The sequence below is a fragment of the Aliivibrio sp. S4MY1 genome (genome assembly GCF_028765545.1).
In the GTDB taxonomy this organism is placed as follows: domain Bacteria; phylum Pseudomonadota; class Gammaproteobacteria; order Enterobacterales; family Vibrionaceae; genus Aliivibrio.
The window spans coordinates 150,461-175,475 of record NZ_JARACP010000010.1; the positions used below are offsets into that span (position 1 = coordinate 150,461).

General features: G+C 37.4%; 24 protein-coding genes. 9 read left to right on the top strand and 15 right to left on the bottom strand.

Annotation, left to right across the window (positions count from 1 at the left end):
• Nucleotides 1-18: 18 nt before the first annotated feature.
• From PVK71_RS12990 to PVK71_RS13020, 7 genes are all read right to left on the bottom strand, one after another.
• On the bottom strand, nucleotides 19-1,299 hold the full coding sequence (locus tag PVK71_RS12990) for a carbohydrate porin (RefSeq protein WP_274419170.1): 1,281 nt from the start codon (nucleotides 1,297-1,299) through the stop codon (nucleotides 19-21).
• 254 nt (nucleotides 1,300-1,553) lie between these two features.
• Nucleotides 1,554-2,561 (bottom strand): LacI family DNA-binding transcriptional regulator, encoded by a 1,008-nt coding sequence (locus PVK71_RS12995; protein WP_274419168.1) that lies wholly within the window; start codon nucleotides 2,559-2,561, stop codon nucleotides 1,554-1,556.
• A 70-nt stretch (nucleotides 2,562-2,631) separates the two neighbouring features.
• Nucleotides 2,632-2,955, bottom strand: a complete 324-nt coding sequence (locus PVK71_RS13000) for a PTS lactose/cellobiose transporter subunit IIA (RefSeq protein ID WP_105054122.1) — start codon at nucleotides 2,953-2,955, stop codon at nucleotides 2,632-2,634.
• An 11-nt stretch (nucleotides 2,956-2,966) separates the two neighbouring features.
• A complete protein-coding gene (locus tag PVK71_RS13005) occupies nucleotides 2,967-3,902 on the bottom strand; it encodes an ROK family protein (protein ID WP_274419167.1) in 936 nt (311 codons plus the stop codon).
• Between the two features lie 26 nt (nucleotides 3,903-3,928).
• Entirely contained in the window at nucleotides 3,929-5,338 is a 1,410-nt protein-coding gene (locus tag PVK71_RS13010; protein WP_274419165.1) for a glycoside hydrolase family 1 protein, read from the bottom strand.
• A gap of 86 nt (nucleotides 5,339-5,424) precedes the next feature.
• Nucleotides 5,425-5,730 carry a PTS sugar transporter subunit IIB gene (locus PVK71_RS13015; protein WP_274419163.1) on the bottom strand — a complete coding sequence of 102 codons (306 nt, stop codon included), beginning with the start codon at nucleotides 5,728-5,730 and terminating at the stop codon, nucleotides 5,425-5,427.
• 32 nt (nucleotides 5,731-5,762) lie between these two features.
• Nucleotides 5,763-7,133 (bottom strand): PTS sugar transporter subunit IIC, encoded by a 1,371-nt coding sequence (locus PVK71_RS13020; RefSeq protein WP_274419162.1) that lies wholly within the window; start codon nucleotides 7,131-7,133, stop codon nucleotides 5,763-5,765.
• A 939-nt stretch (nucleotides 7,134-8,072) separates the two neighbouring features.
• Between PVK71_RS13020 and PVK71_RS13025 the strand changes: the two genes are divergently transcribed.
• Together PVK71_RS13025 and PVK71_RS13030 are read left to right on the top strand one after the other, a co-directional pair.
• A complete protein-coding gene (locus PVK71_RS13025) occupies nucleotides 8,073-8,342 on the top strand; it encodes a hypothetical protein (protein ID WP_130046411.1) in 270 nt (89 codons plus the stop codon).
• Entirely contained in the window at nucleotides 8,342-8,791 is a 450-nt protein-coding gene (locus PVK71_RS13030; RefSeq protein WP_130046410.1) for a YaiI/YqxD family protein, read from the top strand. Before PVK71_RS13025 ends, PVK71_RS13030 begins: the two co-directional genes overlap by 1 nt.
• 85 nt (nucleotides 8,792-8,876) lie before the next feature.
• Here PVK71_RS13030 and PVK71_RS13035 read toward each other — a convergent pair whose 3' ends face one another.
• On the bottom strand, nucleotides 8,877-9,650 hold the full coding sequence (locus PVK71_RS13035; RefSeq protein WP_130046287.1) for a Zn-ribbon-containing protein: 774 nt from the start codon (nucleotides 9,648-9,650) through the stop codon (nucleotides 8,877-8,879).
• A gap of 52 nt (nucleotides 9,651-9,702) precedes the next feature.
• Entirely contained in the window at nucleotides 9,703-10,251 is a 549-nt protein-coding gene (gene syd, locus PVK71_RS13040; RefSeq protein ID WP_130046288.1) for a SecY-interacting protein, read from the bottom strand.
• Nucleotides 10,252-10,358: 107 nt separating this feature from the next.
• Here syd and queF point away from each other — a divergent pair, with 107 nt between their 5' ends.
• From queF to xni, 5 genes are all read left to right on the top strand, one after another.
• Nucleotides 10,359-11,204, top strand: a complete 846-nt coding sequence (queF, locus tag PVK71_RS13045; RefSeq protein WP_274419160.1) for an NADPH-dependent 7-cyano-7-deazaguanine reductase QueF — start codon at nucleotides 10,359-10,361, stop codon at nucleotides 11,202-11,204.
• Nucleotides 11,205-11,300: 96 nt separating this feature from the next.
• Nucleotides 11,301-13,520, top strand: coding sequence for a tetratricopeptide repeat protein (locus tag PVK71_RS13050; RefSeq protein WP_274419159.1), 2,220 nt, complete (start codon nucleotides 11,301-11,303; stop codon nucleotides 13,518-13,520).
• Between the two features lie 177 nt (nucleotides 13,521-13,697).
• A complete protein-coding gene (locus tag PVK71_RS13055; protein ID WP_274419158.1) occupies nucleotides 13,698-15,260 on the top strand; it encodes a GGDEF domain-containing protein in 1,563 nt (520 codons plus the stop codon).
• Nucleotides 15,261-15,396: 136 nt separating this feature from the next.
• Nucleotides 15,397-16,755: a nucleotide 5'-monophosphate nucleosidase PpnN gene (gene ppnN, locus PVK71_RS13060; protein ID WP_274419157.1), complete on the top strand. Its 1,359-nt coding sequence runs from the start codon at nucleotides 15,397-15,399 to the stop codon at nucleotides 16,753-16,755.
• Nucleotides 16,756-16,848: 93 nt separating this feature from the next.
• Nucleotides 16,849-17,628, top strand: a complete 780-nt coding sequence (gene xni, locus PVK71_RS13065) for a flap endonuclease Xni (protein ID WP_274419156.1) — start codon at nucleotides 16,849-16,851, stop codon at nucleotides 17,626-17,628.
• Nucleotides 17,629-17,889: 261 nt separating this feature from the next.
• On the opposite strand, the gene rlmM is transcribed toward xni, so the two are convergent.
• Genes rlmM through PVK71_RS13080 form a run of 3 tightly spaced genes read right to left on the bottom strand, consistent with a single transcriptional unit; the run spans nucleotide 17,890 to nucleotide 20,265 of the window.
• Nucleotides 17,890-18,981 carry a 23S rRNA (cytidine(2498)-2'-O)-methyltransferase RlmM gene (gene rlmM, locus PVK71_RS13070; RefSeq protein WP_130046294.1) on the bottom strand — a complete coding sequence of 364 codons (1,092 nt, stop codon included), beginning with the start codon at nucleotides 18,979-18,981 and terminating at the stop codon, nucleotides 17,890-17,892.
• Nucleotides 18,978-19,364: a DUF423 domain-containing protein gene (locus tag PVK71_RS13075; RefSeq protein ID WP_443111721.1), complete on the bottom strand. Its 387-nt coding sequence runs from the start codon at nucleotides 19,362-19,364 to the stop codon at nucleotides 18,978-18,980. Before PVK71_RS13075 ends, rlmM begins: the two co-directional genes overlap by 4 nt.
• On the bottom strand, nucleotides 19,357-20,265 hold the full coding sequence (locus PVK71_RS13080) for a transcriptional regulator GcvA (protein ID WP_130046295.1): 909 nt from the start codon (nucleotides 20,263-20,265) through the stop codon (nucleotides 19,357-19,359). The genes PVK71_RS13075 and PVK71_RS13080 overlap by 8 nt, the downstream gene beginning before the upstream one ends.
• Before the next feature lie 369 nt (nucleotides 20,266-20,634).
• Between PVK71_RS13080 and PVK71_RS13085 the strand changes: the two genes are divergently transcribed.
• Together PVK71_RS13085 and csdE are read left to right on the top strand one after the other, a co-directional pair.
• The gene (locus PVK71_RS13085; protein ID WP_274419154.1) at nucleotides 20,635-21,852 is read left to right on the top strand and encodes an aminotransferase class V-fold PLP-dependent enzyme; all 1,218 of its coding nucleotides are present in this window, start codon (nucleotides 20,635-20,637) and stop codon (nucleotides 21,850-21,852) included.
• Between the two features lie 24 nt (nucleotides 21,853-21,876).
• Nucleotides 21,877-22,314 carry a cysteine desulfurase sulfur acceptor subunit CsdE gene (gene csdE / locus PVK71_RS13090; RefSeq protein WP_274419151.1) on the top strand — a complete coding sequence of 146 codons (438 nt, stop codon included), beginning with the start codon at nucleotides 21,877-21,879 and terminating at the stop codon, nucleotides 22,312-22,314.
• A 96-nt stretch (nucleotides 22,315-22,410) separates the two neighbouring features.
• On the opposite strand, the gene tcdA is transcribed toward csdE, so the two are convergent.
• The 3 genes from tcdA to PVK71_RS13105 form a co-directional block, all read right to left on the bottom strand.
• Nucleotides 22,411-23,220, bottom strand: coding sequence for a tRNA cyclic N6-threonylcarbamoyladenosine(37) synthase TcdA (gene tcdA, locus PVK71_RS13095; RefSeq protein WP_274419150.1), 810 nt, complete (start codon nucleotides 23,218-23,220; stop codon nucleotides 22,411-22,413).
• Nucleotides 23,221-23,313: 93 nt separating this feature from the next.
• On the bottom strand, nucleotides 23,314-24,414 hold the full coding sequence (mltA, locus tag PVK71_RS13100; RefSeq protein WP_274419149.1) for a murein transglycosylase A: 1,101 nt from the start codon (nucleotides 24,412-24,414) through the stop codon (nucleotides 23,314-23,316).
• 183 nt (nucleotides 24,415-24,597) lie between these two features.
• Nucleotides 24,598-24,981 carry a DUF2850 domain-containing protein gene (locus tag PVK71_RS13105; RefSeq protein ID WP_274419148.1) on the bottom strand — a complete coding sequence of 128 codons (384 nt, stop codon included), beginning with the start codon at nucleotides 24,979-24,981 and terminating at the stop codon, nucleotides 24,598-24,600.
• Nucleotides 24,982-25,015: the final 34 nt, after the last annotated feature.

Sequence of the window (25,015 nt, forward strand, 5' to 3'; positions counted from 1 at the left end):
TTTAAAATATCGGTATTCTTACCACCACGCTTCCCACATAGCACCAACAGCAAAGGTATCTTGTTTACCCGTTTCTCCACGAGTTAAATCTACTTCGGTGTTCGAATCTCCAACCGTTGCATAAAATCTCAGCATTGGCCGAGCACCAGAGTCCATATCGAAACTAATATTTTGAGATAACGTCACTTTCCAAGCATCGTTTTGTCCGCTTTGGTTATCAAAATCAACCAATGAATAACCTGCCTCTAACCATGTAGAATGAATATTGTTCCATGCATAAGTAGGACGCACAATGGCACTGTAGTTAGCTCGGTCATCTTGACTCGCATTTTTATCTTCTAATGATTGATAACCCACTAGGTATTCAATATTAGTTTGATTGCTCATTACTAACTTACCTTCTAACTGCATTAACAACGTCGATAAGTCTTCTGTTTTATTAAAAATATTGTTATCAACGTTATTACCATAGCGAGTTACAAACTTATTGCTCATAATTCCAACACTATGATTTAATTCAAGCGCCAGTTGATACGAGTCAATATCATCGACATAACATGTTCCATTTTTGTCTATGCCTTTACAGCTTGTATCATCTTCTCGATTTTTTTCAGTATTTTTAGAGGAAAAACCATAGTTAGCATAAAAAGAAAGATCTAATGCGTCCGTTAAATTAATTCCATGTAATTTAGATGTAATGGCATAATTACCACTGTCACCAGTACCACCACCATCAACGACTTGTGCTACCGCAGCCATATCAAATTTCACATTACCAAATTCAAGGTTTTTAATACCTGCACCTTGAGAATCATTCATTATCCAGAAATAATCGTTCAAGCCCGTTTGTGGTCGGTTATGAAAATCTCGCCCAGCCCAAATATAGGCATTAGGTTGAGATTCAAAGACATTCGTCGCCCCCGCATAGAATTTCTTCAAACCAACCTCATCACCCCAATGCTCTAGCATGATAACAACATCCCAAATAGTGCCATTATCAGAGACGAATCCTTTAGCGAACTGAAACTCACCGCCATTACCTTCATTACCTAAACGACCAGCAGCATTACCAATCAATTGACCATCGGCAGATACATACTTTTCAGCATCATCTGAAAAATGAAAACCATAACGAGCATATCCAGAAAAAACAATCCCATCAGGAATATCAGTTTGAGGAGAAATAACGAGTGGTTGTTGATCATCTAATTGGATATTATCTAGTGGATCTGTTTCCGCAAAAATAGAAAATGAAGATAGGGTCGCCGTAACAGCCAGAGCAACAGGTAATAATTTCATTATAATTCCTTAAAATAGTAAAACAGCAAATTAAATTACTCACGAATATTATCGAATTATATTTACGACTTACTCATGAACTAATTAAATTATTCACCTTTATATTGCATTCATTCAATACTTATAAGTGTTAAATATTAAGCTGATCACGCACGTTTTATATTTATATATATTTTACTTTTAGGTTTTAAATGGTTCTACTTTCAATAGATAACATTAAAAGCATCAAATTATGGATGCTTTAAAATGATAAACTATTTAATTATATTTTTTGTAGACTCACGAATTATTAAATTTCCTTTTAATATCTCAGTGGTTGCTTTCACTTCTTTATCAGAAATTAATCTTAATGCTTTATCCATTGCTAACTGCGTGATTTTTTGAATTGGAATATTAATCGTTGTTAATGCAGGAGATAAAAATGCAGAGATTTCATCATTATCTATTCCAACAATTGAAATATCCTCAGGAACGCGGATATTCATCTCTTTTAATGCTTTTATTGCACCTAATGCTAAGTGATCATTAAAACAAAAAATAGCGGTAATATCACTCGATCTTTTTAATAACTCTTTGCAGGCTTGATATCCATCTTCTAACTTACCATTTTTTATAATAGTTAAGTTATCATCATAAGTAATACCATGTTTCTCAAGCGTTTCTTTCGCACCTTTTAATCGAATTTGCCCTGTACTTGACCCCATATTAAGGGTAATCATTGCAATTTTTTTATGGTCTAACTCAACAAGATGTTCGATAGCCATTTGACTTGCATCATATTGATCAAAAGCTACTGCATGTCCTAATCCATCAGGTAACGTCCGGTTAATAACAACAAGTGGAATAGGCAATTTTTTCTGAATTTCACAATAATCATCAGCCGTCATGGTACGGCTATAAATTAAAATAGCATCACACTTTCTTGCGACTAATGAATTAATGGCTTCTATTTCAGTTTCAAGTTGATTATGACCATCTGTAACAATTAACTGTTTCCCTGATTCTTCTGCAATTCTTGTCGCCTCTTTGAGTAAAATACCAAAATAATAACCATCAAAGAACGACACAATAAGACCAATACTATTCGAACTATTTGTTGCCAATGCTTGAGCTACGAGACTCGGTTTATAGTTCAATGTTTCCATTGCATCAAAAATCAGTTTTTTTGTTTCTTCTTTTACCGGCCCTTTCCCATTCATTACTCGAGAAACGGTTGCTTTAGATACACCGGCAAGCTTACATACGTCATTGATTGTTGCCATTGAAGCCCTCAAAAATATGTATATGAAATTAGCGTAATAATAGCTAAGTTATTACGCTAAATACACGTTATTATTTATTTTGCAATGCGCGGTGGATCTCAATTAACTCTTGAATCATTTCTTTAGCAAGCATTGAGGTCATAATATGGTCTTGTGCATGTACCATAATTAAATTAACAGGCACTTTTCCTTCACCTTCGTCCAAACCAATGAGTTGTGTTTGTACATCATGTGCTCTTTTTGAAGCTTCTGCAGATTGTTTTAAAAGTTCATCAACTTTATCCCACTCTCCAGATTTTGCTGCTCGTAACGCTTCCATTGCACATGACTTAGATTCACCTGCATTAATAATTAATTCCATTACTGTGGTTTCTAACTCTTCACCTACTAGCATATTTTTTATTCCTATCTACATTTATTCTGCATTATTAAAAAGTGATATACTGCTCCGATTAATCCACTGTCATTATTGAAAGTGCTTTTTTCAATCGAAACTAACTCTTTAACATTAAAATTATTAATTGAACCTTGACTTTTAATAATTTGATTAAATTTATCTTCAATATTAAAGATTAAATCTTCTCGGCTACTTATTGCTCCACCAATGATTATTTTTTCTGGATTTAAAATAAAGGTAAGATTATATAAACCAATAGCAATATTATTATAAAAATCATCAATTACTTTTATTGCAATGTCATCACCTTTTGATGCTAGACCAAAAATATCTTTTCCTGATAAATTATCAATACTATTAATATTTTTTAAATTCGAATAACGACGTCTTAGTCCTTCTCTGACTGAGGCAGTAAAACTCATACTTGCTGTTGCTTTATCTTCAATATCAAATACGTTTTTTGTAAACATATAACCAAATTCTCCTGCCATAAAGCCATGACCTCGAACCATTTGGTTATTGATATAAATAGCGCCACCGATTCCAGTGCCTATCGTAATACAGATAAAATTCTCAACATTTTGTGCTTTTCCGCGCCATTTTTCAGCAAGGGCTACGCAATTAACATCATTCTCTAACTCAACAGGTAACGATAATCTTTTACTCAGTTCATCTTTAAACTGAAAGCCGTAAAAATCATCGATTGCTCCACCAGTTTTCAAATACCCTGTATTTACATCAACAAATCCAGGAAGAGAGAAAGCCGCACCATCAAACGTATACTTTTTTGACCACTGATCTTTTATATCGACAAGTGTGGCAATGATTTTTTCTCCACAAGTTTCAGTTTTCACTTTTCCTTGTTCAAGGACTTGTCCCTGTTCATTTAACACGCCAAACTTTATGTCTGTTCCACCAATATCAAACGAAATATACGTTGCCATAATACGAACTTCTCCCTTTATTTCAGTTAAATATTTTCACCACGAGTAGCGATAACGTCTTTAAACCAATGGAACGACGCTTTTTTCTTACGTGCTAATCCATTTTGATGATCGACGTAAATAAAGCCATATTGTTTTTTATAGCCATTTAACCAGCTCAATAAATCAATCGCAGACCAAGCGTAATATCCTTTGATATGTACTCCACGACGAACCGCTTCTTTTACTGCACCTAGATGATCTTTGATAAAGTTAATTCGCGGAATATCACACACTTCGCCATCAATAATCGGGTCTTCATCACCTAAGCCATTTTCCGTAATGTACAGTTTGATCTGACCATAATGCTCTTTGATCATTTCAAGCCCAGCAACAAAGCCTTCTGGTGAAATTTCCCAATCCCATTTTGTGTATTTTTTATCGTCCATTTTTACTGTGCGATACACATTATCGTAGCTAGGATTCCCAGGAGATCCTGTTGAGTTTTCGCGAGTAATCGTTCGAGACGCCATACTACCTTCAATTTTTTCAACACGTTGTGGTTGGTAGTAATTCAGCCCCATAAAGTCATTCAAAGGCGCAGCTTCAAAAATAGTTTGTAGCTCTTCATCTGTCCAATCAGGTAGGTTACCTTCTTCTTGCAGTTGTTTAACCACGTATTCAGGGTACTTACCTAATAGAATAGGATCATAAAACCAGTTCATACTAAATTGATTTGCGTGCATTGCGGCAAAGTGACTCGCCTCTGAGTCATTAACACCAAATGCAGGGCTAAATACATGACTCAAGCCAATCTCACCAAACTGATTCAGTTTTTTATACTCAATCACCGCCTTAGCGTGTGCATAAAATACATTATGCGTTGCTTGGAAATATTTCTTAGGATCATTTTGGATACCCGGTGGGTGTGCGCCAGCCATGTAGCCTAATGCACAGAACACAACGGTTTCATTGAAGGTAATGAAATGTTTAACACGATCTCCAAATTCATTAAAACATAACTTTGCAAATTCAACATACGCATCACAGGTGGCTTTATTTAACCATGAACCTTCTTTTTCTAACGTAAGAGGTAGATCCCAGTGATATAAGGTAACAAAAGGAACGATGCCATATTTCAAGCATTCATCAATGACGTTATTGTAAAAGTCGATTCCTTTTTGATTAATCTCTCCGGTACCATTTGGAAAAATACGAGCCCAAGAGATTGAGAAACGGTAAGACTCCAATCCCATTTCAGCCATTAATGCGATGTCTTCTTTATAACGATTGTAATGATCAATTGCGACATCACCATTAGTCCCTTCGAACGTTTTTCCTGGAATTTTAGTAAACTCATCCCAATTTGTTGGGCCTTTTCCGTCTTGATCCCATGCGCCTTCTATTTGGTAAGAAGCGGTTGCGGCGCCTAATAAAAAATCATTTGCAAATTTCATCTCGAATTCCTGCTCTACTGCTGCTAACAAATCGATAGCCAACTGATGTTTGTATTGACCTAAGTCTTCTTAGGCCTAGAATATGATTAACCTAAAAGTACTAATGCACCTTTAAGGATCTTGTCACCTTTCATCATGCCGTAATCCATCATGTCGATGACTTCTACTTTCTTATTTACTTCGTCAGCCAATTTCTGAAGCTCATCTTTCTTAAAGCGGATTTGTGGCCCTAGTAGAAATAAATCATATTCTGCTAAATAATCTTGAATTGTCTCAACACCATGGGCTTCAATATGAATCTCCAACCCCTGCAGTTCCGCCGATTCTCGCATTTTTTTAACAACCATTGATGTAGACATGCCCGCTGCGCATAGTAGTAAAATCTTTTTCATAATAACCTCGATAATAATCTAATAAATTTCAATTAAGCTGTTGCTGTCGTTGTTACAGATTCTGTTTCAGGCACTGCTGATTTCGCTTCTTCTTGCGCCGTTAATTTGTCTAGATATTTAAAGAATGGGAAGTACACACATAACGTCATACAGAAGACTGCAACCTGTAATACTGCGGCACTCCATCCTCCAACAATAAATCCACTCAATACCATTGGTGTTGTCCATGGCACTTGAACTGCCGTGAATGGTCCAACAAATCCCATATTAATTGAGGTATAAACCATAATTGCAGACAGCACTGGTGCAGTAACAAATGGAATGAACATAATTGGGTTAAAGATGATTGGTGTTGCAAAAATTACAGGCTCATTGATATTAAAGATGCCTGGAATAAAAGAGAGACGACCTAGCTGCTTAAACTGAACAGAGCGGGCAAATAGCACCATGCAACACACTAAGCCAAACGTTAGACCTGAACCACCAACAGTAATAAATTGGTCAACAAATTGGTTGGTCACTATCTTTCCATTCTCACCAGCAATAAGTGCTTCGCCTGCATTCACTATAGATTGATTATGAAGTGCATTGGCTGTAACGATAGGTCCCATGATACCCATAACAATGACTGGTCCATGGACACCACACCACCAAAGTAAAGAGATAAGTAAAGCAATACCTACTGCACCAAAGAATGAATCAGACATGCTCTGTAACGGTGTTTGAATAATATGGTAAATGGTTTCAATAAAGGTTCTTTCGAACACCACTTCAAAGAATATGTACGTTAAGAAAGCAAGCGTGATAATAATAAAACCAGGAATCAATGATTTAAAGGCGTTAGATACACCTTCTGGCACGCTATCTGGTAGTTTTATAACCCAGTTACGGTTAAAGGCCATTGAATAAATCATGCCAACAACTAAACCAATAACAATAGCTGCAATCATGCCTTTACCACCTAGGAAGGCTTTTGGTATCACACCACCTATATGCGTCACACCATCAGGAGCAACAACAAAAGCGTTCATTACAATAAGAAGAGACACAATGGCTAATACCCCCGCATTTACGCCATTGTGCCCTTCATATTTAACGTAAGTGTAAGCGATACCAAAAGCACCAATTAGAGCCAAAATATCGAATGTTGCACCTACCACTTGAAATAATGGTGTTGACCAATTAGCACCGAAAATACCAGCCATGAATTCGCCGTAGCCATCGATAGGTACAAACGCAAGTAATAAAAATACTGAGCCAATAATGGTCAGTGGCATAGTCAACATGAAGCCTTCTTTAATGGCTACAATTGGTTTTGAATTAACTACCTTTAAGAGCTTAGGAAGGATTTTGTTTACCTTATCCATTATTGTGCTTTGCATAGTTGCCGCTTGCGTACTCATTTTTCACCCCTGAATTGAATTTTAAACATGCGAATTAAATTAACTTGAAATCAATGTAACCGGTTTCAGTAACCGGTTACATTACATTATTGAACAAATTTGATTCAACTCACGAATATTAATCATTTACAGGTTAAAAATGTGATCTCGATGATTTGATGTTTTTTTATACGAAAGGGCTTGCTTGAAGTAATGTAAATCTAACGAATAGAGAGTCCGATAATTCTTCGTATTTGGGATGGAAACTTAGATAGTTGAGGTAAAAAAGAAAAACCCCATTAAACTCTCGTCTAATGGGGCCATAACTCTACTCGCAGCAGTCCAGCTACTCATGGTGCTCCGTGTATCAAATCCTTGATAGTATGCTGAAATCCGTCAGCTTATCCTTTCATCGCTATCCTAGCGGTGTCCTTTACATCATCCTGATGCTTATCCTTCCTCTATCCTAGAGGTATCCACTGTCTTTCCTTAGTAGCAACCATCCTAGCTACTATTGAATCCATTCAATGTCCAATTTTGCTTTCCATGCCGATTACTCATCCTAAGTAACCGAGTGCCTTATCCTAAAGCATACCAAATCCTTGGCTAGTTCCTGTTCCGTGTCAGCATCCTTCCGACACCAATAAGATTACGCTTTTGACTTTTTTGAACAATGGTCTAGCAGCACTTTTTTTATCTGTTTCTCATTACAATATGCAAAGAAAATATCAATTATCTATAAAAACATAAACTTAAATAAATAAAAGGACATATTTACGATAAAGAAAACGATATTTCTCATCCCTTAAGTGAGAGATCTCGCACACTCTCATTCCCATTTTTCTATTCATCTTTAAAACCCACTATTTAAATAGAGAGATCTAGATCACGTATTTATTCTTATAGTAGAAGTGTACATCTTTAGTTATTATGGACTCAGATGAAATATAGGACGTCACAATGAAAAACGTAACGGATGAACTGCAAAAGATATTGCAAGATTTAACTGATGAAGGAAAAAAGCCGACAACGGCTCTTGTTCGCTCACGATTGACTACTCAAGTACCAATGCCAGCCATTATTACTGCAGTTAAATCTTTTAAATCCACTTCAAGCATTCCTAAGATTGAAGTCAAAGACACCCCATTAACAGCAGATGAACGTATTGCTCAACTTGAACTTCAAGTAAAAGAGTTATCGCAACGTTTAGCCGCTCTGGAGAATAAATAATGCAAATTTGGGTAGATGCTGATGCATGTCCTAAAGTCGTCAAAGAAGTACTTTGTCGCGCCGCTACACGTACTGGTATTCAACTGACTTTTGTTGCTAACCATTACATCCCTGTACCAACTGCTTTAAATATTAAATCAATCCAAGTTGAATCTGGTTTTGATGTGGCTGATGATGAAATTGTAAGACGCTCGGAAGCAGGTGACTTGGTGATCAGTGGTGATATTCCCCTGGCAGCAGAGTTAATAGCTAAGAAAGTGCAAGTATTAAACCCTCGTGGTGAGCTTTATACAGAAGCAACCATTAAAGCACGCTTGAACATTCGTGACTTTATGGAGACCATGCGTGCCAGTGGTATTCAAACTGGTGGTCCTGCTGCTCTATCGCAAACCGACCGACGTGAATTTGCCAATCAATTGGATCGCATTCTTGCTAAGTTTAAAAAATAAATCGCTAAAAAATAGAAAGTTAAAAATAAAAAATGGGAGCTCATAACAAGCTCCCATTTTTTATCGGTATAACAGCTGATTAATATCAGTCTTTAAAATCCCAAGACAGGTTACTAACTAATCGACACTCATCGCATTTAAAATCAAATACTTCATGGATAGGCTCTGCTAACGCCCAATCACCATCACATACTGGACATTTACGCGCTTGTTCTTTTTCTTTGCTTTCACCAGCAACACGGTAAATATATAAGTAAGTTGGGATGCCACTAACCACAGCCATACGACGACATAGATCCCAACCACGCTTAAATAAATGACTTTTACTTGAACTAATTTCATGTAAAGACGGATGCTCAACAACAGAACCATTCATTTGCAATTGATCACAAGCACTCCAATCTTCCTGCCATTTAATAAACTGTTTTTGATCGCCGTTAGCAACAGCAGGTAAACGATAAAGAGGGATTGGCTGAAATGTCTCACCATGACGGATCGGAGAACAGGTATGTAAGTGGCTGGTATAAAGAATTTGCCAACTTACTTTTTCACTCTCATCACTCGGATCAGAATTCATATCTTGACCAACAATCTTAACTTTAGGTTGCAGCAACCCAAATTCACTTAATTGTTTAAATGCCAGTTTTACTTGTGGACTATGATTATCAGGATGGAGTGAATCTTCTTCAGGGCAAACAACTCGAGCAACAAAGTTTGTTCCTTTCATAACAACGGGCAACTCACGACCAATCACTTGTCCATTATAACGCAGACAATCTAAACAATAATTGATGGCCTTTTCTACTGCCGCCATAGAGGTATCGCAATAGACTTCAAAATCTAATTCAGTTACAAACATTAACGCTTCTTTCCTAACATCTTGGGGATTTTATCGATTTACTTAAATCAGTTTACTCAACGACAGGTTCCAGTTTTTCTAAAAACTCAACCATCGTTGCTGCCAATACGGTTCTCTTTTTCGTTCCTACCGTATCTAGAATAATCTCACCCGTTTGATTGCAAATAGAGATCACTTCCATTTCATCATCGGTGACGGCAATAAATAATGTTGGGACTAATTTTAATCGGCGTTGCATCACAAGGTGACCTAGCATATTTCCTTGTAAGCGCTCTAAATCTTCATCACTCCATACTTGAAGTAATTCAATATTTATATCACCAAATTTAGCCATCATATCAGCACTGAATTGGGCACCATAAAAGGCATGAAAATCATCATGCAGATCAAGCTCAATACCTTGTTCGATATTAACTAAGCGAATACTTTCATCACGATTAACAGGCTGCCATGACACTTCTAAATCACGGGTTTCATCAATACAAGGAGAAGCTAATCCCACTAATTCTTCGTTCATCGGAAGGCTATTATGTTTTGATTTCCATGCTTCGACATAACGTTGACTAAAGTTAGCAAGCGCTTGCTCTACCGAAAGTGGCATTCGATTCTCCTAATAAGGTAAAAATTAAAGTAAACTAAGCGATATTAAATGAATAATGACGATTTACTCCGTTATTCTTATTCTAATCTACTTTTGGCATTTTCAATATGACTAAATACACCAACGCTGATGAGCTAAAATCTCTGACTCTTGGCCAAAAAACCGAATACAAACACAACTATGAACCTGAATTATTGCAAGCCGTTCCTCGTAGTTTAAACCGAGATGATCTTGATTTAGGTGATGAACTACCATTTCAGGGTTGTGACGTATGGACGCTTTATGAACTATCTTGGCTAAACCAAAACGGTTTACCTCAAGTTGCCGTTGGTGATGTCACTCTGCCCGCAACCAGCCCTAACCTTGTTGAGTCAAAGTCCTTTAAGCTGTATTTAAATAGCTTTAATCAAACTAAATTTGCATCATGGGATGAGGTTACAAGCACCTTAATTAAAGACTTAAGTGCCTGTGCAGGCGGTGAGGTAAAGGTTAAGATCCATCCCGTTCAAGCTTATTCTCAACAGCCTATTGTTGATATGACTGGTGAATGTATAGATAACCAAGATATCGTTATTGATAACTATGAATTTGATGCTGAATATTTAGAATCAAGTACATCTGATGACGTTGTAGAAGAAACACTGCATAGTCATTTATTGAAGTCTAACTGTTTAATCACCAATCAACCGGATTGGGGCAGTGTTGAGATCAATTATACCGGAAATAAAATAGATCGTGAAAAACTGCTTCGTTATTTGATTTCGTTCCGTCAGCATAACGAGTTCCATGAACAATGTGTTGAGCGTATCTATACTGATATCATGAAATTCTGTAAGCCAAATTCGTTAACGGTATTTGCCCGTTATACTCGTCGTGGCGGTTTGGATATTAACCCATTCCGTAGTTCGCATTTAGAAAAACCAGAGCACAACCTCCGTTTAGCTCGTCAATAAAAATAGCATTCAATTTTGTCTACTAAGTCTATTCTTAGTAGACAAATTCCGCTACATCGCTAGTATGTAACGGTTGCTTTTTAATGGAATATTTACATGTCTCTGCGCCAATGCCTTCTTGTTATTTTTCTTTTTTTCCCGCTTTCATCTTGGGCTAAATTTTTCTCTGCGCCTATATTGAATGACGCGTATCAATTGCTAGATACGAACCCAGAGCAATCACGAACAATTGCTGAGCAATACCTAGAGCAACGTCAAATTTCCCCAGGACAAGATCCAAATAGAATTCACATTAATAATGATTCTGAACGAACCATTAGAACTCCCATTAGTACCGTAGAAGCATTTCAAATTAAAGCACTTGCTAATAAACGCCTTGACCACAATAGAAAGTCAATTAAAGCGATCAAACAAGCTATTTCGTTAGCGAAAGAATTCAATTTAAAATCAGGTTATCTTGAGTCAAAACTTATTTATGCGGGTTTGTGGTGGAACTTAACTCAAAATGTTGATGAAACAAATGCTATTTTGGAAGATATCGCACAAGAATTAAATCAATCCGATAAGCAAATAGCAATTCACCAAAAACTTTACTTCGCGCTTGCATTAATTCACGCAGAAGTTGAATCTAATCAAGGGCATAATAGTAAAGCGCAACAATATTACAAACAAGCTATGTCCCATGGAGCAGCACTTAACGATCCAAGTAGTATGATCTTTTATCATATTTCTTATGGAAAATATTTTTTAAAAAACAAACAATTTGATCAGGCCCTAACCGAGTTATTAAGTGCTTATTGGCAATCGATTGAAGCTGATAGAAGTGGTCAACTAGCGCGCGCTAACTATCTACTTGGCCAGCTATTTTTTCAAAGAAAAGTACTTGATAAAGCGTTAGAACACGCCTCACAATCAGCTGAATTTTATGGTCGCTATAACAACAGTAAACAGCTTTCCAATGTTCTTATATTGATAGCGCAAATACATTTAAAGCAAGGGCGATTTAACTTAGCCTTAGTCCAATACTTCAATGCTCTGGACCAAGAGAAAGAGAAAAACAACGTAAATAAATTAATCTCATTACGTTTAGATATCGCCAATACTTACTTTCTATTATACAACTACGCACTCAGTGAGCATTACTTAAAACAAGCAAATAATCTTAATGAGTATGTAGATTTGCCCAAAGAAAAAGCAAACGCTGCACTATTACAAGCGAAGTTATATCTTGTCCAAAATAAAACAGAGATGGCAATTGAACAAATTCATAGCGCCATCAAATACAGTCAAAAAGACAACAATATTTTATTAAAGCTGCAGTCTCAAAAATTGCTTTCCAAAACCTATGAAAAAATGGGAAAATATCAATTAGCATTGAAGGCTCAGCGAGAATACGAAACCTTAAATTCATCTATTCAAGCGGCACAAAATGAGATTAATGAAGAGGTATTTAGACAACAAAAAAGCATCATTGAGCAATCACTGCATTACCAAGGGTTAGAGCTACAATTAAAAGAGAATAATTTACAAACCCGTAAAATTCAAAAAATTGCAGGCTTTTTACTCATTTTATTAACCGTTATTTCGATCTACGCTTTTAGAAAACAGCAAGTTAATCGTTTCCTAAAGAAGCGTTTGCATCTTCTATTAAATAAATACTATACCCACCCAAGAAGTGGTTTACGAAACTTCCGCTTATTAACGGAAAGACTACCCTCATCATTACAACAAAGTAGCTCAAACATAGAGCAATGGCATTTAGGTGAACTAATTAATGAACCACTAAGCGATAGACTTAGATTTACCTTATTTCATATACCTATGCTACAAAATTTATATTTTACTCATGGGTACCAAGAAGGCTTATCAATTGAAAAAGAATTCGGAGATTACTTGTCGACTGTCGTAAGTTTACCAAATCGTATCTATCATTTTTCTGACGCTAGCTTTCTTTATATTGAACATAAATCTGATTCAACATCAAACTCTCAAGAAATGGCTGAAACAATTCAAGAGTGGATTAATCGTTTTGATTCTAAAGTAATGACAGATAAAACAGTTAACATAGGTATGGTTGAGTATCCTTTCTTACCAAGAGCGTACACCGCAATCAATGACCGTGAACTTATTGATATCCTACTAATGGCAACCAATACTGCTTATAAAATGAGTACAAAAGAAACCAACTGCCATTGGGTACATTACCGAGCAATAGATAATGCACCAGCTGCTAGCTTTGCTAGTAGCAACATACAATTAGCTTGTGAACAAGCAATTAATCAAGGTCTAATAAAAGTAACGACTTCAATACTTTAAAGATAAATCTGGATAACACCTCACAGATTTAAGAATAAACAGACGTAAATATTTAAAAGATAAGAAAATGTTATACTTTTTTTTAGCTTGCTAATTATAAATTTGTTATTATCGCTTTATTGACAATATCAATACTTTGACACATTACATAAATATTGAGTTATCCCCTAGGTTATTATGATTGAAGTTTCCATTGTTGCCTCAGAATTAAATCAGTTAAAACAGCAGCTGAATCAAACACGTCTATCACATCGTGATACTACGCTGAAATCACGCCGCGAAATACTGCTTCTAAAGCGTATTATTTTACGTTTCTGTGCTGCCTGCAAACATCATGACAGTGAGCTAGATAAAGAAATAGTTGATCTAGCAACTCGTATAGAGCAAGTTGAAAATACATCAGATTTAACTATTCAAATAGCGACATTTGAAAGACTCATTAATCGCTACAAGATGAATGTTCAAAAAGAGCACTCGGTAATGGAAGACCATATATCTTACTGTGGAGAAACATTACAGCGAGTGGTTGGATTGCCTGCTGGGCTTAAGCGCGATCTTCGCTCTCTTTTACAATACCCTTCTCACGATGGCAGTAAGCATATTCAACGTATTGTCCGATTAGTTGAGCTTTATGAACGAGCGATTAAATTCATTTCTGTTGGGAAGCTCTCTTCTGAAATTAATAGTAATGAAGTGATTGATAGCGATACTCAAGAACAATTAAGTAATGAACTACAACATCTGATTTCTGAACTGGACTTTAATAATACCTCTGGTACTAAATTATTAGAAATCCGCAGTAAACTTCTTACAGGTACTGATGCAGTATCATTGATTGATTTAGCATTACAAACATTGCAATTAGTTCTAGAAGGCACAAACAACGAGCGTAAAGCATCACAGGCATTCGTTGGTGAAATGAATACTCAAGTCGCACAAATCATCAAAACAAGTGAACAAAATCAAAGCCAAGGCCAATCGTACTTAGAACAGCGCTCTTTACTTAATGAAGAGTATTCACTTCTAATTAAACAAGCTGAAAACCTATTAGATAAGAAAGCCAGTGAGCAAGAACACAAAGCTAAGATGACAATGTTGCTCAATGAGATGAATGACTTAGCAGAACGTAATAGCGCAATGCAAGAGCGTGAAGCAGCACTGCTTGAACGTCATGAATATACTACAAAAAAACTCAATAATTTATATGAAGAAACTCTTGAATACCGTCGCCAGTTAAGTGATCAACAACAACGTGTATTTAGGGATCCACTAACTAAAGTATATAACCGAGCAGCAATGCACGAACGTTTAGATCTAGAATATAAACGTTGGGTTCGTCATCAACACTCTCTTGTTCTAACTATGATCGACATTGACCAATTTAAACGAATCAATGAACGTTTTGGTCATTTAGCAGGCGATAAAGCACTTACTATTATTGCTCGAACCATCGAAAACCAAGTAACAGACACCGACTTTGTTGCCCGATTTAGCGGCGAAGAATTCTTAATTTTATTTACCGAAACCAGTAAAGAAGAACAAGAAAAAAAGCTTAAAGCGATTCAATTAGCCATTTCTAAATTGCCATTTAAGTTTAAAAATGACCACGTTCAAGTCACGGTATCAGTATGCTCCTCTGAGTTTACAAACAGTGATATTCCTGAAAAAGTGATTAAACGAACCATTGATGCTCTTTATAAGCAAAAATCAAAAGGAAAAGAGCAATTCATTTATTTGTAATTATCCTAATTCTTATTATTTTTGGTGTAATTCTTTCAAAAACCTCTCATTTTTATTTTTTTTTCCTCGCTAATCCTTCCATTGCTGTGTAAGTTTAATAATTAAACAATAATAAAAACAGCTAGGGAGGCGCAATATGATTACTCATATTAGTCCTGCAGGTAGCATGGATTTGCTATCACAATTAGAAGTTGACCAATTAAAGAAAACCGCTTCTAGTGATCTTTATCGTATGTATCGGAACTGTACGTTAGCGGTATTAAACTCAGGCAGTCATACTGACAGCTCAAAAGAATTATTAGATAAATATAAGTCATTTGATGTCTCTGTTACGCGTCGAGATCGCGGAATTAAACTTGAGCTAAATAACCCACCAGAACACGCATTCGTTGATGGGACTATAATCAAAGGCATTCAAGAGCACTTATTTTCTGTGTTACGCGACATGGTGTATGTGAATATGCAAATTGCAGATCACAATCGATTAAATCTCACTAAAGCCACTCACCTAACCAACTTAGTATTCAGCATCTTACGTAATGCAAAAGCGCTACATACCGGTATTGAGCCTAACTTAGTGGTATGTTGGGGCGGACATTCAATTAATCCTGTCGAATATCAATACACTCGTGAAGTGGGCCATGAACTTGGTTTACGAGAATTAAATATTTGTACTGGCTGTGGCCCCGGTGCAATGGAAGGCCCAATGAAAGGCGCTGCAATTGGTCATGCTAAGCAACGCTATAACGATAGTCGATTTGTTGGTTTGACTGAACCCTCAATTATTGCCGCTGAGCCACCAAACCCAATAGTCAATGAACTTATTATCATGCCTGATATCGAAAAACGTTTAGAAGCGTTTGTGCGTATGGCTCATGGTATTGTTATTTTTCCTGGTGGCCCGGGAACAGCTGAAGAGTTGCTTTATATCTTAGGGATCATGATGAACCCAGCAAACCGTCAGCAACCGATGCCTATCGTTCTTACTGGTCCAAAAGAGAGCGAAGATTATTTCCGCTCTATTGACACCTTTATTCGTGATACTTTAGGTGAAGAAGCGACTCAATATTATGAGATCGTTGTTGGTGATCCAGAGAAAGCGGCAATTATTATTAATCATGGCATCAAGAAAGTAAAAGAGTACCGTAAAGCAACGGATGATTCCTATAGCTTCAACTGGGCACTAAAAATTGAGCCTGAATTCCAATTACCTTTTGAACCAACTCATGAAGCAATGGCTAGTCTTGATTTGCATCTAAACCAACCGACTGAAAGTCTTACCGCAAATCTTCGCCAAGCGTTTTCTGGTATTGTCTCTGGAAATGTAAAAGCAGAAGGCATTGCAGAAATAGAAAAGCACGGTGTGTTTAAACTTCACGGTGATCCTGACTTAATGAAAAAGATGGATCGTCTATTGCAAGATTTTGTAAAACAGGGCCGAATGAAGCTACCTGGTTCTAAATATGAACCTTGCTATGAAATCGTTGTTGATTAGGGCTGGAATATTTCACCTTCACTAACGTACAATAATAAGCCTATGCACATTGCGTAGGCTTTTTCTTTTTTTATATATAGGAATGAATACGTTATGGCAATTCATCTGGTTATTATTGACGCATTAAACCTCATTCGTCGCGTTCATTCCGCTCAACCGAATCAAGATGACATTCAAGCGGTTATTACCACCACTACTCGCACTATCAACCGCATCTTAAAAGAAACAGAACCCACTCATATCATTGCTGTGTTTGATCATCATCTCCAAGATCGAGGCTGGCGTGCAGAGATCCTCCCTAAATATAAAGAAGATAGAAAACCCATGCCAGAAGCATTGCAAAAAGGCATGGATGAAATTCAAGAAGCTTGGTGGAAATTAGGGATTGATTCACTGCTTTCTGATGGTGATGAAGCGGATGACTTGGTTGCAACCCTAGCCAATAAAGTAGCGGTGCATAATGAGCAAGTTACGATCATTTCTACCGATAAAGGCTACTGTCAGTTACTCTCTCCTACTTTACGTATTCGAGATTATTTCCAACATCGGTGGTTAGATGCTCCTTTTGTAGAAAAAGAGTTTGGTTTAAAGCCTGAACAATTGGCTGATTACTGGGGATTAGCTGGGATCAGTTCCAGTAAAATTACAGGTATTCCGGGAGTTGGCCCAAAAGCCGCGTTAGAAATTCTAACTCAATTCCCAACAATTGAGGCCGCAAATGAGTCTGAAGATCTTCCTAAAAAATACCGTAAGAAATTTGATGAGCATTACGAGACCGCTATTTTATCTCGTCAGGTTGCGGGGTTAAGAACGGATATTGAGCTTGGGTTTAATTTGCAAGATATACGATATGAGAAAGGGACTAGGGACTAGGGACTAGGGACTACCAAGTATCATGAATATAGTGTGCTTTTCTGCAAAAGAAAGATGGCTATATTTGATGTGGTTACCAGAGCGATGACAAACAGTTTTTTTTGCGCCAAAGCACACCATATTCAACATCGTACCTAAATAACCCCAACTCCGAATAACCATTGTTGAAGATAAATAAAAACGCCCGCTGATTATCAACATCAGCGGGCGTTTTTTATTTCTCAATAATTTGGATCACACCAATATTCGAATGAAACAGTATTAGTGTGGAGATATATTTGAAATCGCTTGGATATGAACAGTGATTTCTTCACGGTCATGATACAAATGCTTAGCTTGAAGCTTGTATTGGAAACCGTTTTTCTTTAAGAAATCTTTCAGGTTTTCAATATCTTGAAGAACCTCATCGTAACGACCTTTCATTGGTAATTTAAGGTTAAATAGCGCTTCTTTCGCCCAACCTTTAATTAGCCATTCACCCATAAGGTGCGCAACACGAGCTGGTTTCTCAACCATGTCACAAATTAGCCATGTTACGTTCTTTCTTTGTGGCTCAAACTTAAAACCATCAACCATGTGGTGTTTCACTTGGCCTGTATCCATTAAGCTTTGAGCCATCATGCCGTTATCAATCGCATGAACAAACATAGAACGCTTAACCAGTTGGTAAGTCCAACCACCTGGACACGCACCTAAATCTACGCCCCACATACCAGAAGCCAAACGAGTATCCCACTCATCACGTGGAATAAATACGTGGAACGCTTCTTCCAGTTTCAATGTAGAACGGCTTGGCGCATCAGCAGGGAATTTAAGACGCGGAATACCCATAAAGAACTGAGAGTTATTATTAGTATAAGAATAACCAATGTAGCAGTGACCAGGAGCAATAAAGCAAACATGCAATACAGGGATTCGATTTGAATCTCGTGCTGTAAGCATCTCTTTACCACGTAAAGCTTGGCGCATTGGAACCGTAAATTTACGGCAGAACTTCAATAGCTCTTTTGCTTCATTCGTATCAGGTGTTTCAATACGAATGTCACCACAACAAGGCATTCCTTCAACATCCACTAAAGCTTCAAGAATTGGAGAAATACGATCATCTTTTGGTAGATCGCTTACTTCTGTAGCAACTGCAAACATTTGACGAGCAAAGATTAGCTCATTAAATTTAATCTCACGAATTAAACGGTCTGCATCGCCTTCCTGGTAGCATTCAAATAGCACATAGCCTGTATTATTTTTTAGGCGAGGAAAACCAAACACTTCTAGTTGAGTGGCTTTGTCTTGGATCTCACCTGCACACTCTTTTTCAAAACCAGAGCGACAATAGAACATTACTTGTTTCACTTTGAAACCTCAGTCAAACGATAAGTTGAAACAGCCAGCGTTAACCAACCGATAATAAAACAGAATCCACCTAATGGAGTAATTGGACCGAACCATTTTATTCCAGTGAATACTAACGCATATAAACTTCCACTGAAAAATAGCATTCCAATGGTAAATAGCAAGGCGGCGTATGATACCCCTTTTGAAAATGAATTTCTCAACAAAATTCCACATCCAAACAACGCAAGGGTATGCCACATCTGATATTGCACCGCAGTTTCATACACATCAAGAAGATAAGGTGATAAAACTGACTTTAAACCATGAGCACCAAAAGCACCTAAGCTAACGGTTAGCGCCCCACTAAGGCTAGAAATAAGTAAACATTGACGACTATTCATCATCAACAATTTCCTGCTCACTACGAGCTTTACTTAAAATCCACTCTCTAAAAGTAGCAATTCGGCCTGTATCTGCCTGCTTTTCACTGCATACTAAATAAAATGCATTTTTACTGATTAACACTTCTTCAAATGGAGCGACTAAACGACCTGCATCCAGTTCAGGTTGAGCCAGTACGTTATTACCTAACGCGATACCTTGGCCATGCGCTGCAGCTTGTAACACCATCGTTGAATGACTAAAAATAGGGCCTTGATTTACATTCATTCCCGCTAATTCGAATTGCTTTACAAACAGCTTCCAGTCTTTACGAGAAGTATCGTGTAATAATGTATGGAATCGTAAATCATCAATGGTCGCTAATGGTTTTTCGTTCAGTAACACTTGAGGTGAACACAGTGGCAAAAGCTGCTCTTGATATAAGAGTTCCACACGGAGACCCGGCCAATTTCCACGACCGTAATAGATAGCAACATCAACATCTTCTGTTAATGACCCCTCATCCATATCAACCGCTTTAATGCGCACATCAATATCTGGTTCTTGATTATTAAAATCCGATAATCTTGGTACTAACCATTGAATAGCAAAACTTGGTGGCAAACTAATGGTTAATGCGCCTTTGGCACTTCTTTCCAATACTTTATCTGTTGCTTCTGATAACGAAGAAAAGATTTCTTTAATATCTAGGAAGTAACTTTGACCTTCTTCAGTAAGAAGCAAAGAACGATTACGACGGCGGAATAACTTTAAGCCAAGAAATTCTTCTAACGCTTTGATTTGGTGGCTAACTGCCGCTTGAGTAACAAACAATTCTTCCGCTGCACGAGTAAAGCTTAAGTGTCTAGCTGCCGCTTCAAACACGCGTAAAGAATTTAAAGGTGGTAATCTTCGAGACATAAAAACTCACATTCTGAACCATTAGTTTTTTTAATGTCTGGTATTATAAATTGTCCATTGCCGAACTACCAGATAAAACCTACTATTAGCCCCGTAGTTTAGAGCAAAGACATATATTCCTCCCTGAGTATTTTTTTCATGCCTCTAAACTGCATGTTGTGTTTGCATATTGGCTCGACGATTAGAGCCCGAGTATTGGTTCCAAAGCATTTGTAAACAATACCCAATTATTTCCTGTATTTTTGACCTTTTGGTTAAGAAAATATTAGCACCGTTTAATACGGTGCTTTTTTTTGTCTGTAATTTTGACTTACGAGGCAGAAATCCGCATCATTCCTCTGTTTGCTAACTCCAATGAAGAAAATCCTTATGACTGCATTTAATGTTGAACTTGTTCGCGCTCAATTCCCAGCTCTATTACAAGAAATAAATGAGCAACCTATTGCGTATTTTGATAGTGCGGCAACCACACAAAAACCATTAGCTGTATTAAGTGCAATTCAAGATTATTACCAAAAAAGTAATGCTAATGTGCATCGTGGTAGCCATAGCCTAACTGCGTCAGCTACGCTTCAATTTGAGCAAGCAAGAGAAACCATTCAACACTTCATTAATGCAAAAAGCAGTAAAGAAATAATTTGGACTCGCGGAGCTACGGAAGCAATTAATTTAATTGCTCAAACTTACGCTCGTAGCACATTAAAAGCGGGTGACGAAATTCTAATCAGTGAGTTAGAACACCATGCTAACATTGTTCCTTGGCAAATTGTGGCAGAACAAACGGGAGCAACCGTTGTAAAAATACCAATGAAACCAGATTGCACATTAGATATGGATGCATTTGAGTCATTGGTAACCAAGCGCACAAAAATTGTTGCTGTAGCTCAAGTAACTAACGTAACGGGTACATTAAACCCAGTTGATGACATCATTAAAGCAGCACATTTAGTAGGGGCGATTGTTGTTGTTGATGGCGCTCAAGGAATTGTTCATCATCCTATTGATGTTCAAGCCATGAATGCTGACTTCTATGTTTGCTCTGGTCATAAGCTATTTGCACCAGCTGGGATCGGCGCTTTGTATGGTAAACAACATTTACTTGAATCTATGCCTGTATGGCATGGTGGCGGTAAAATGGTAGAAAAAGTCTCGTTTGAAAAAACTACGTTTGCAGAGCTCCCAGGGAAATTTGAAGCTGGTACACCAAACGTTGCTGGTGCGATTGCTTTTGCTACAGCAATTAACTGGGTTAAGCAATTCGCCCATGATGATCTTAATACTCATATTAATGAACTTCGCCAGATGGCTATTGATGGCATCAAAGGGATTGAAGATTTACGCTTCATCGGTTTACAAGATAACGCGAGTCTATTTTCTTTTGTTATTGATGGCGTCCACCACCAAGATATAGCAACTCTACTTGATCAACAAGGCATTGCCGTTCGCTCTGGTAATCATTGCGCTCATCCTATGTTAGATGCATTAGGGTTAACGGGTACTGTACGCGTTTCATTTGCCTTGTATAATACAAAACAAGATGTTCAACGTTTTATCGATGCGCTAAATAAAGCCGCAGATATGCTATAAGCTCAAATTTAAGGTATTTTATTTATGTCTACATTCCCATCATCACCTTTTGGTTTTGACATTACTCACACCACTGTTCTCGATTTAATGAGTGAAGCTAAAGGTTGGGAAGACCGTTACCGTAACGTGATTCAATTAGGTAAAAAACTGCCTAAAATGCCTGAAGAGCTACAACAGGAAAACGTAACGATCTCTGGTTGTGAAAGTAAAGTATGGTTACAACATCAAGTCATTGATGGCGTTTATTTCTTCTGTGCTGATTCTGATGCAAGAATTGTTCGTGGACTTATCGCATTAGTAATGGCGGTGGTTAATAATAAAACTGCAGAAGAGATTAAGGCTTTTGATATGGATGGGTATTTTGCTCAATTGGGGTTAATTGAACATTTAAGCCCATCACGTGGTAATGGGCTTAAGGCGATCATTGAAACTATTAACGAAACTATACGCTCCGCTAGCTAGAATCTAGAACGCTTCTATAAGAGCAAAAGAGCGGATATGAGCAGTTAAACAATCAACACTGACATACACGCTCTTATAGTCTCTAGTCTCTAGTCTCTAAGAAGAGTGTTTCTCAATCAACTTCTCTACAATTCTCGACACCGCAACAAAACCAAAGGTCGCCGTTACCACCGTAGCTGCACCAAAACCACTCGCACAATCCATACGCTTAGGTCCTTCAGCAGTTGCTTTAGTCGCACATACCGAGCCATCTGCTTGTGGGTATTTCAAATGCTCTGTTGAGTACACACAATCAATACCAAATTTACGCTTTGGATTTTTCGTAAAATTATGGTGACGACGCAGCGTATCTCGCAATTTCTTAGCCAGTGGATCTTGAATTGTCTTAGTTAAATCTGTGATTTGAATTTGAGTCGGATCTGTTTGACCACCCGCACCACCAGTCGTGATCACTTTAATCTTATTGCTCTTACAATACGCCAGTAATGCCGCTTTAGGTTTCATGCTGTCGATAGCATCAAGTACGTAATCAAAGTCTTTAGATATGTATTCAGATAGATTTTCAGGGGTAATAAAATCATCGATTAAATTAATCTTACACTCAGGGTTAATTAATTTAATGCGCTCCGCCATGACTTCAATTTTACTTTGGCCAATCGTACCCGTCATCGCATGGATTTGACGGTTAATATTAGTAACACATACGTCATCCATATCGATTAACGTAATTTCACCTAGGCCAGTACGCACTAGCGCCTCTACAGCCCAAGAGCCCACACCACCAATACCAACGACACATACATGAGCTGCACGCATGATTTCTACTTCACTATTACCATACAAACGGCGAGTGCCACCAAAACGTTGGTCATAACTTTCAGAAGCAGGAGTGGTTAATTCGCGCATGGGGTTACCTTACTCAAAAACAAAAAAAGAGCACGATTTATACGCACTCTTTTTTAGAAGATCAAGTGTTAAGCAATACAAGTGACTAACACATTATTTTGCTTTAGGCATTTCCCATGGATTTTCAGTTTCAGAATCTTTTAAACCTAACTTCCACACGCGGCCAAAATGCTTAAAGTGACCAGCAGCAATGCCAGCTTCTGTTCCCATACCGTAATATTGATCCAAATGGTTTTCTTTAACTGCACCACCAGTATCTAACGACAATAATACTTTAAGCACATGTTTACCCGTCCACTTGCCGTCCTTATCTAATTGAGGTACCTCAGCAAGTATTGGGGTTCCCATAGGCAATAAAGTACGATCAGCAGCAACAGCGGCGCCAGCAAGTAAAGGAATACCTGCGGTTCCTAGAACATGGTGTGCATCTCGTGGTGAAAAGAACACATAAGATGGATTGGTTTCTAACAATTCACGAACTGTCGTTTCATCATTCTTAGCAACCCACTCTTTAATTGCTTTTAGCGACATATCTTTACGTTCGACTTCACCACGTTCAATCAACACTTTACCAATACTTACGTACGGATGGTTGTTTTTACCACCGTAGGCAAAATACTCTAGTTTGTCATCATCACCAAAATGAATAAAGCCACTGCCTTGAACTTCCATGATAAACGGGTCAATCATATTGTCAGAATAACCAAGCTCTAAACCTAAACCAGATAATGCGCCAGCATTAATTTCTGCACGAGTTGGACAATCAGAACCACAATCAGGTTTATCGTATACAGGGTACTTAAAAGTTTCATTTGGTGTATGGCGCATTTCAATTACAGGAGAAAAATAGCCAGTGAACATCACATTCCCTTGCTTATCACCACCACCCATTTGAGCAAATTGAATACCATAAGCTGAAAGTTCAGCAGGGTTCGAGCTTTCATCAATCCATTTTTGCAATTGTACGTACAACTCTTCATAACGTAATGACATTGACTCTGAGCGCTTAATTACCTCTGCACTTTGTTTTTTAAAGGCACTAAAATCAGACGGTTTATCAGAATGAATTTCACTAACTTCATTTAAATTATTACTGAACCCACCATCTAAATATTGTTGGGCTCGTTCGGTAGGACGATCAGCACAACCCGCTAAAGCCAGAAGAACACACACAAGAGAAAATTTACGAAACACAATAAAACCTTATTGATAAATAATGCGAGAAGAATGACAAACAAATAAAGAGAGAGCAATTGCTTACACTGCAATAAATGTAAGAAAAGGATAATTTTGACAAAACTTGACACTACATAGAGGGAAAGAGTAGATAAAAAAGAAGTTCAAGGTAACGAATAACATCACCTTGAACTTATAGAATCATAATTTACGAAAAGTAGATTTATAATGCGTTGGTTTAATACGAAGCAATTGAGCGCCGTCATCATCTTCAACTTGATACACATAAGTCATTTCACCATGCGTATAACTTAACTCACTTCCATCAAAATTAAATTTAGTATTGATTAAACGACCATGAGTATAAACACCACCAGCATTAATAGTAAAACTGTCTTGAGCGTAGCTTGGAACCCCTTGCTCAACCCACTTACCATATAATTGAGATGCCGGCATTTGAGCAAAAGCACCCGATTTGTACATAGCAGCAATAACTGAAGCAACTAATCCCATGCCAACAAAACTAATTAACACTAATAGTCGAACTTTTCTTTTCTTTAACTCTTTTTCTTGAGCTTGACTCATGATACTGCCTAATAAAAACAACGTATGTAATAAG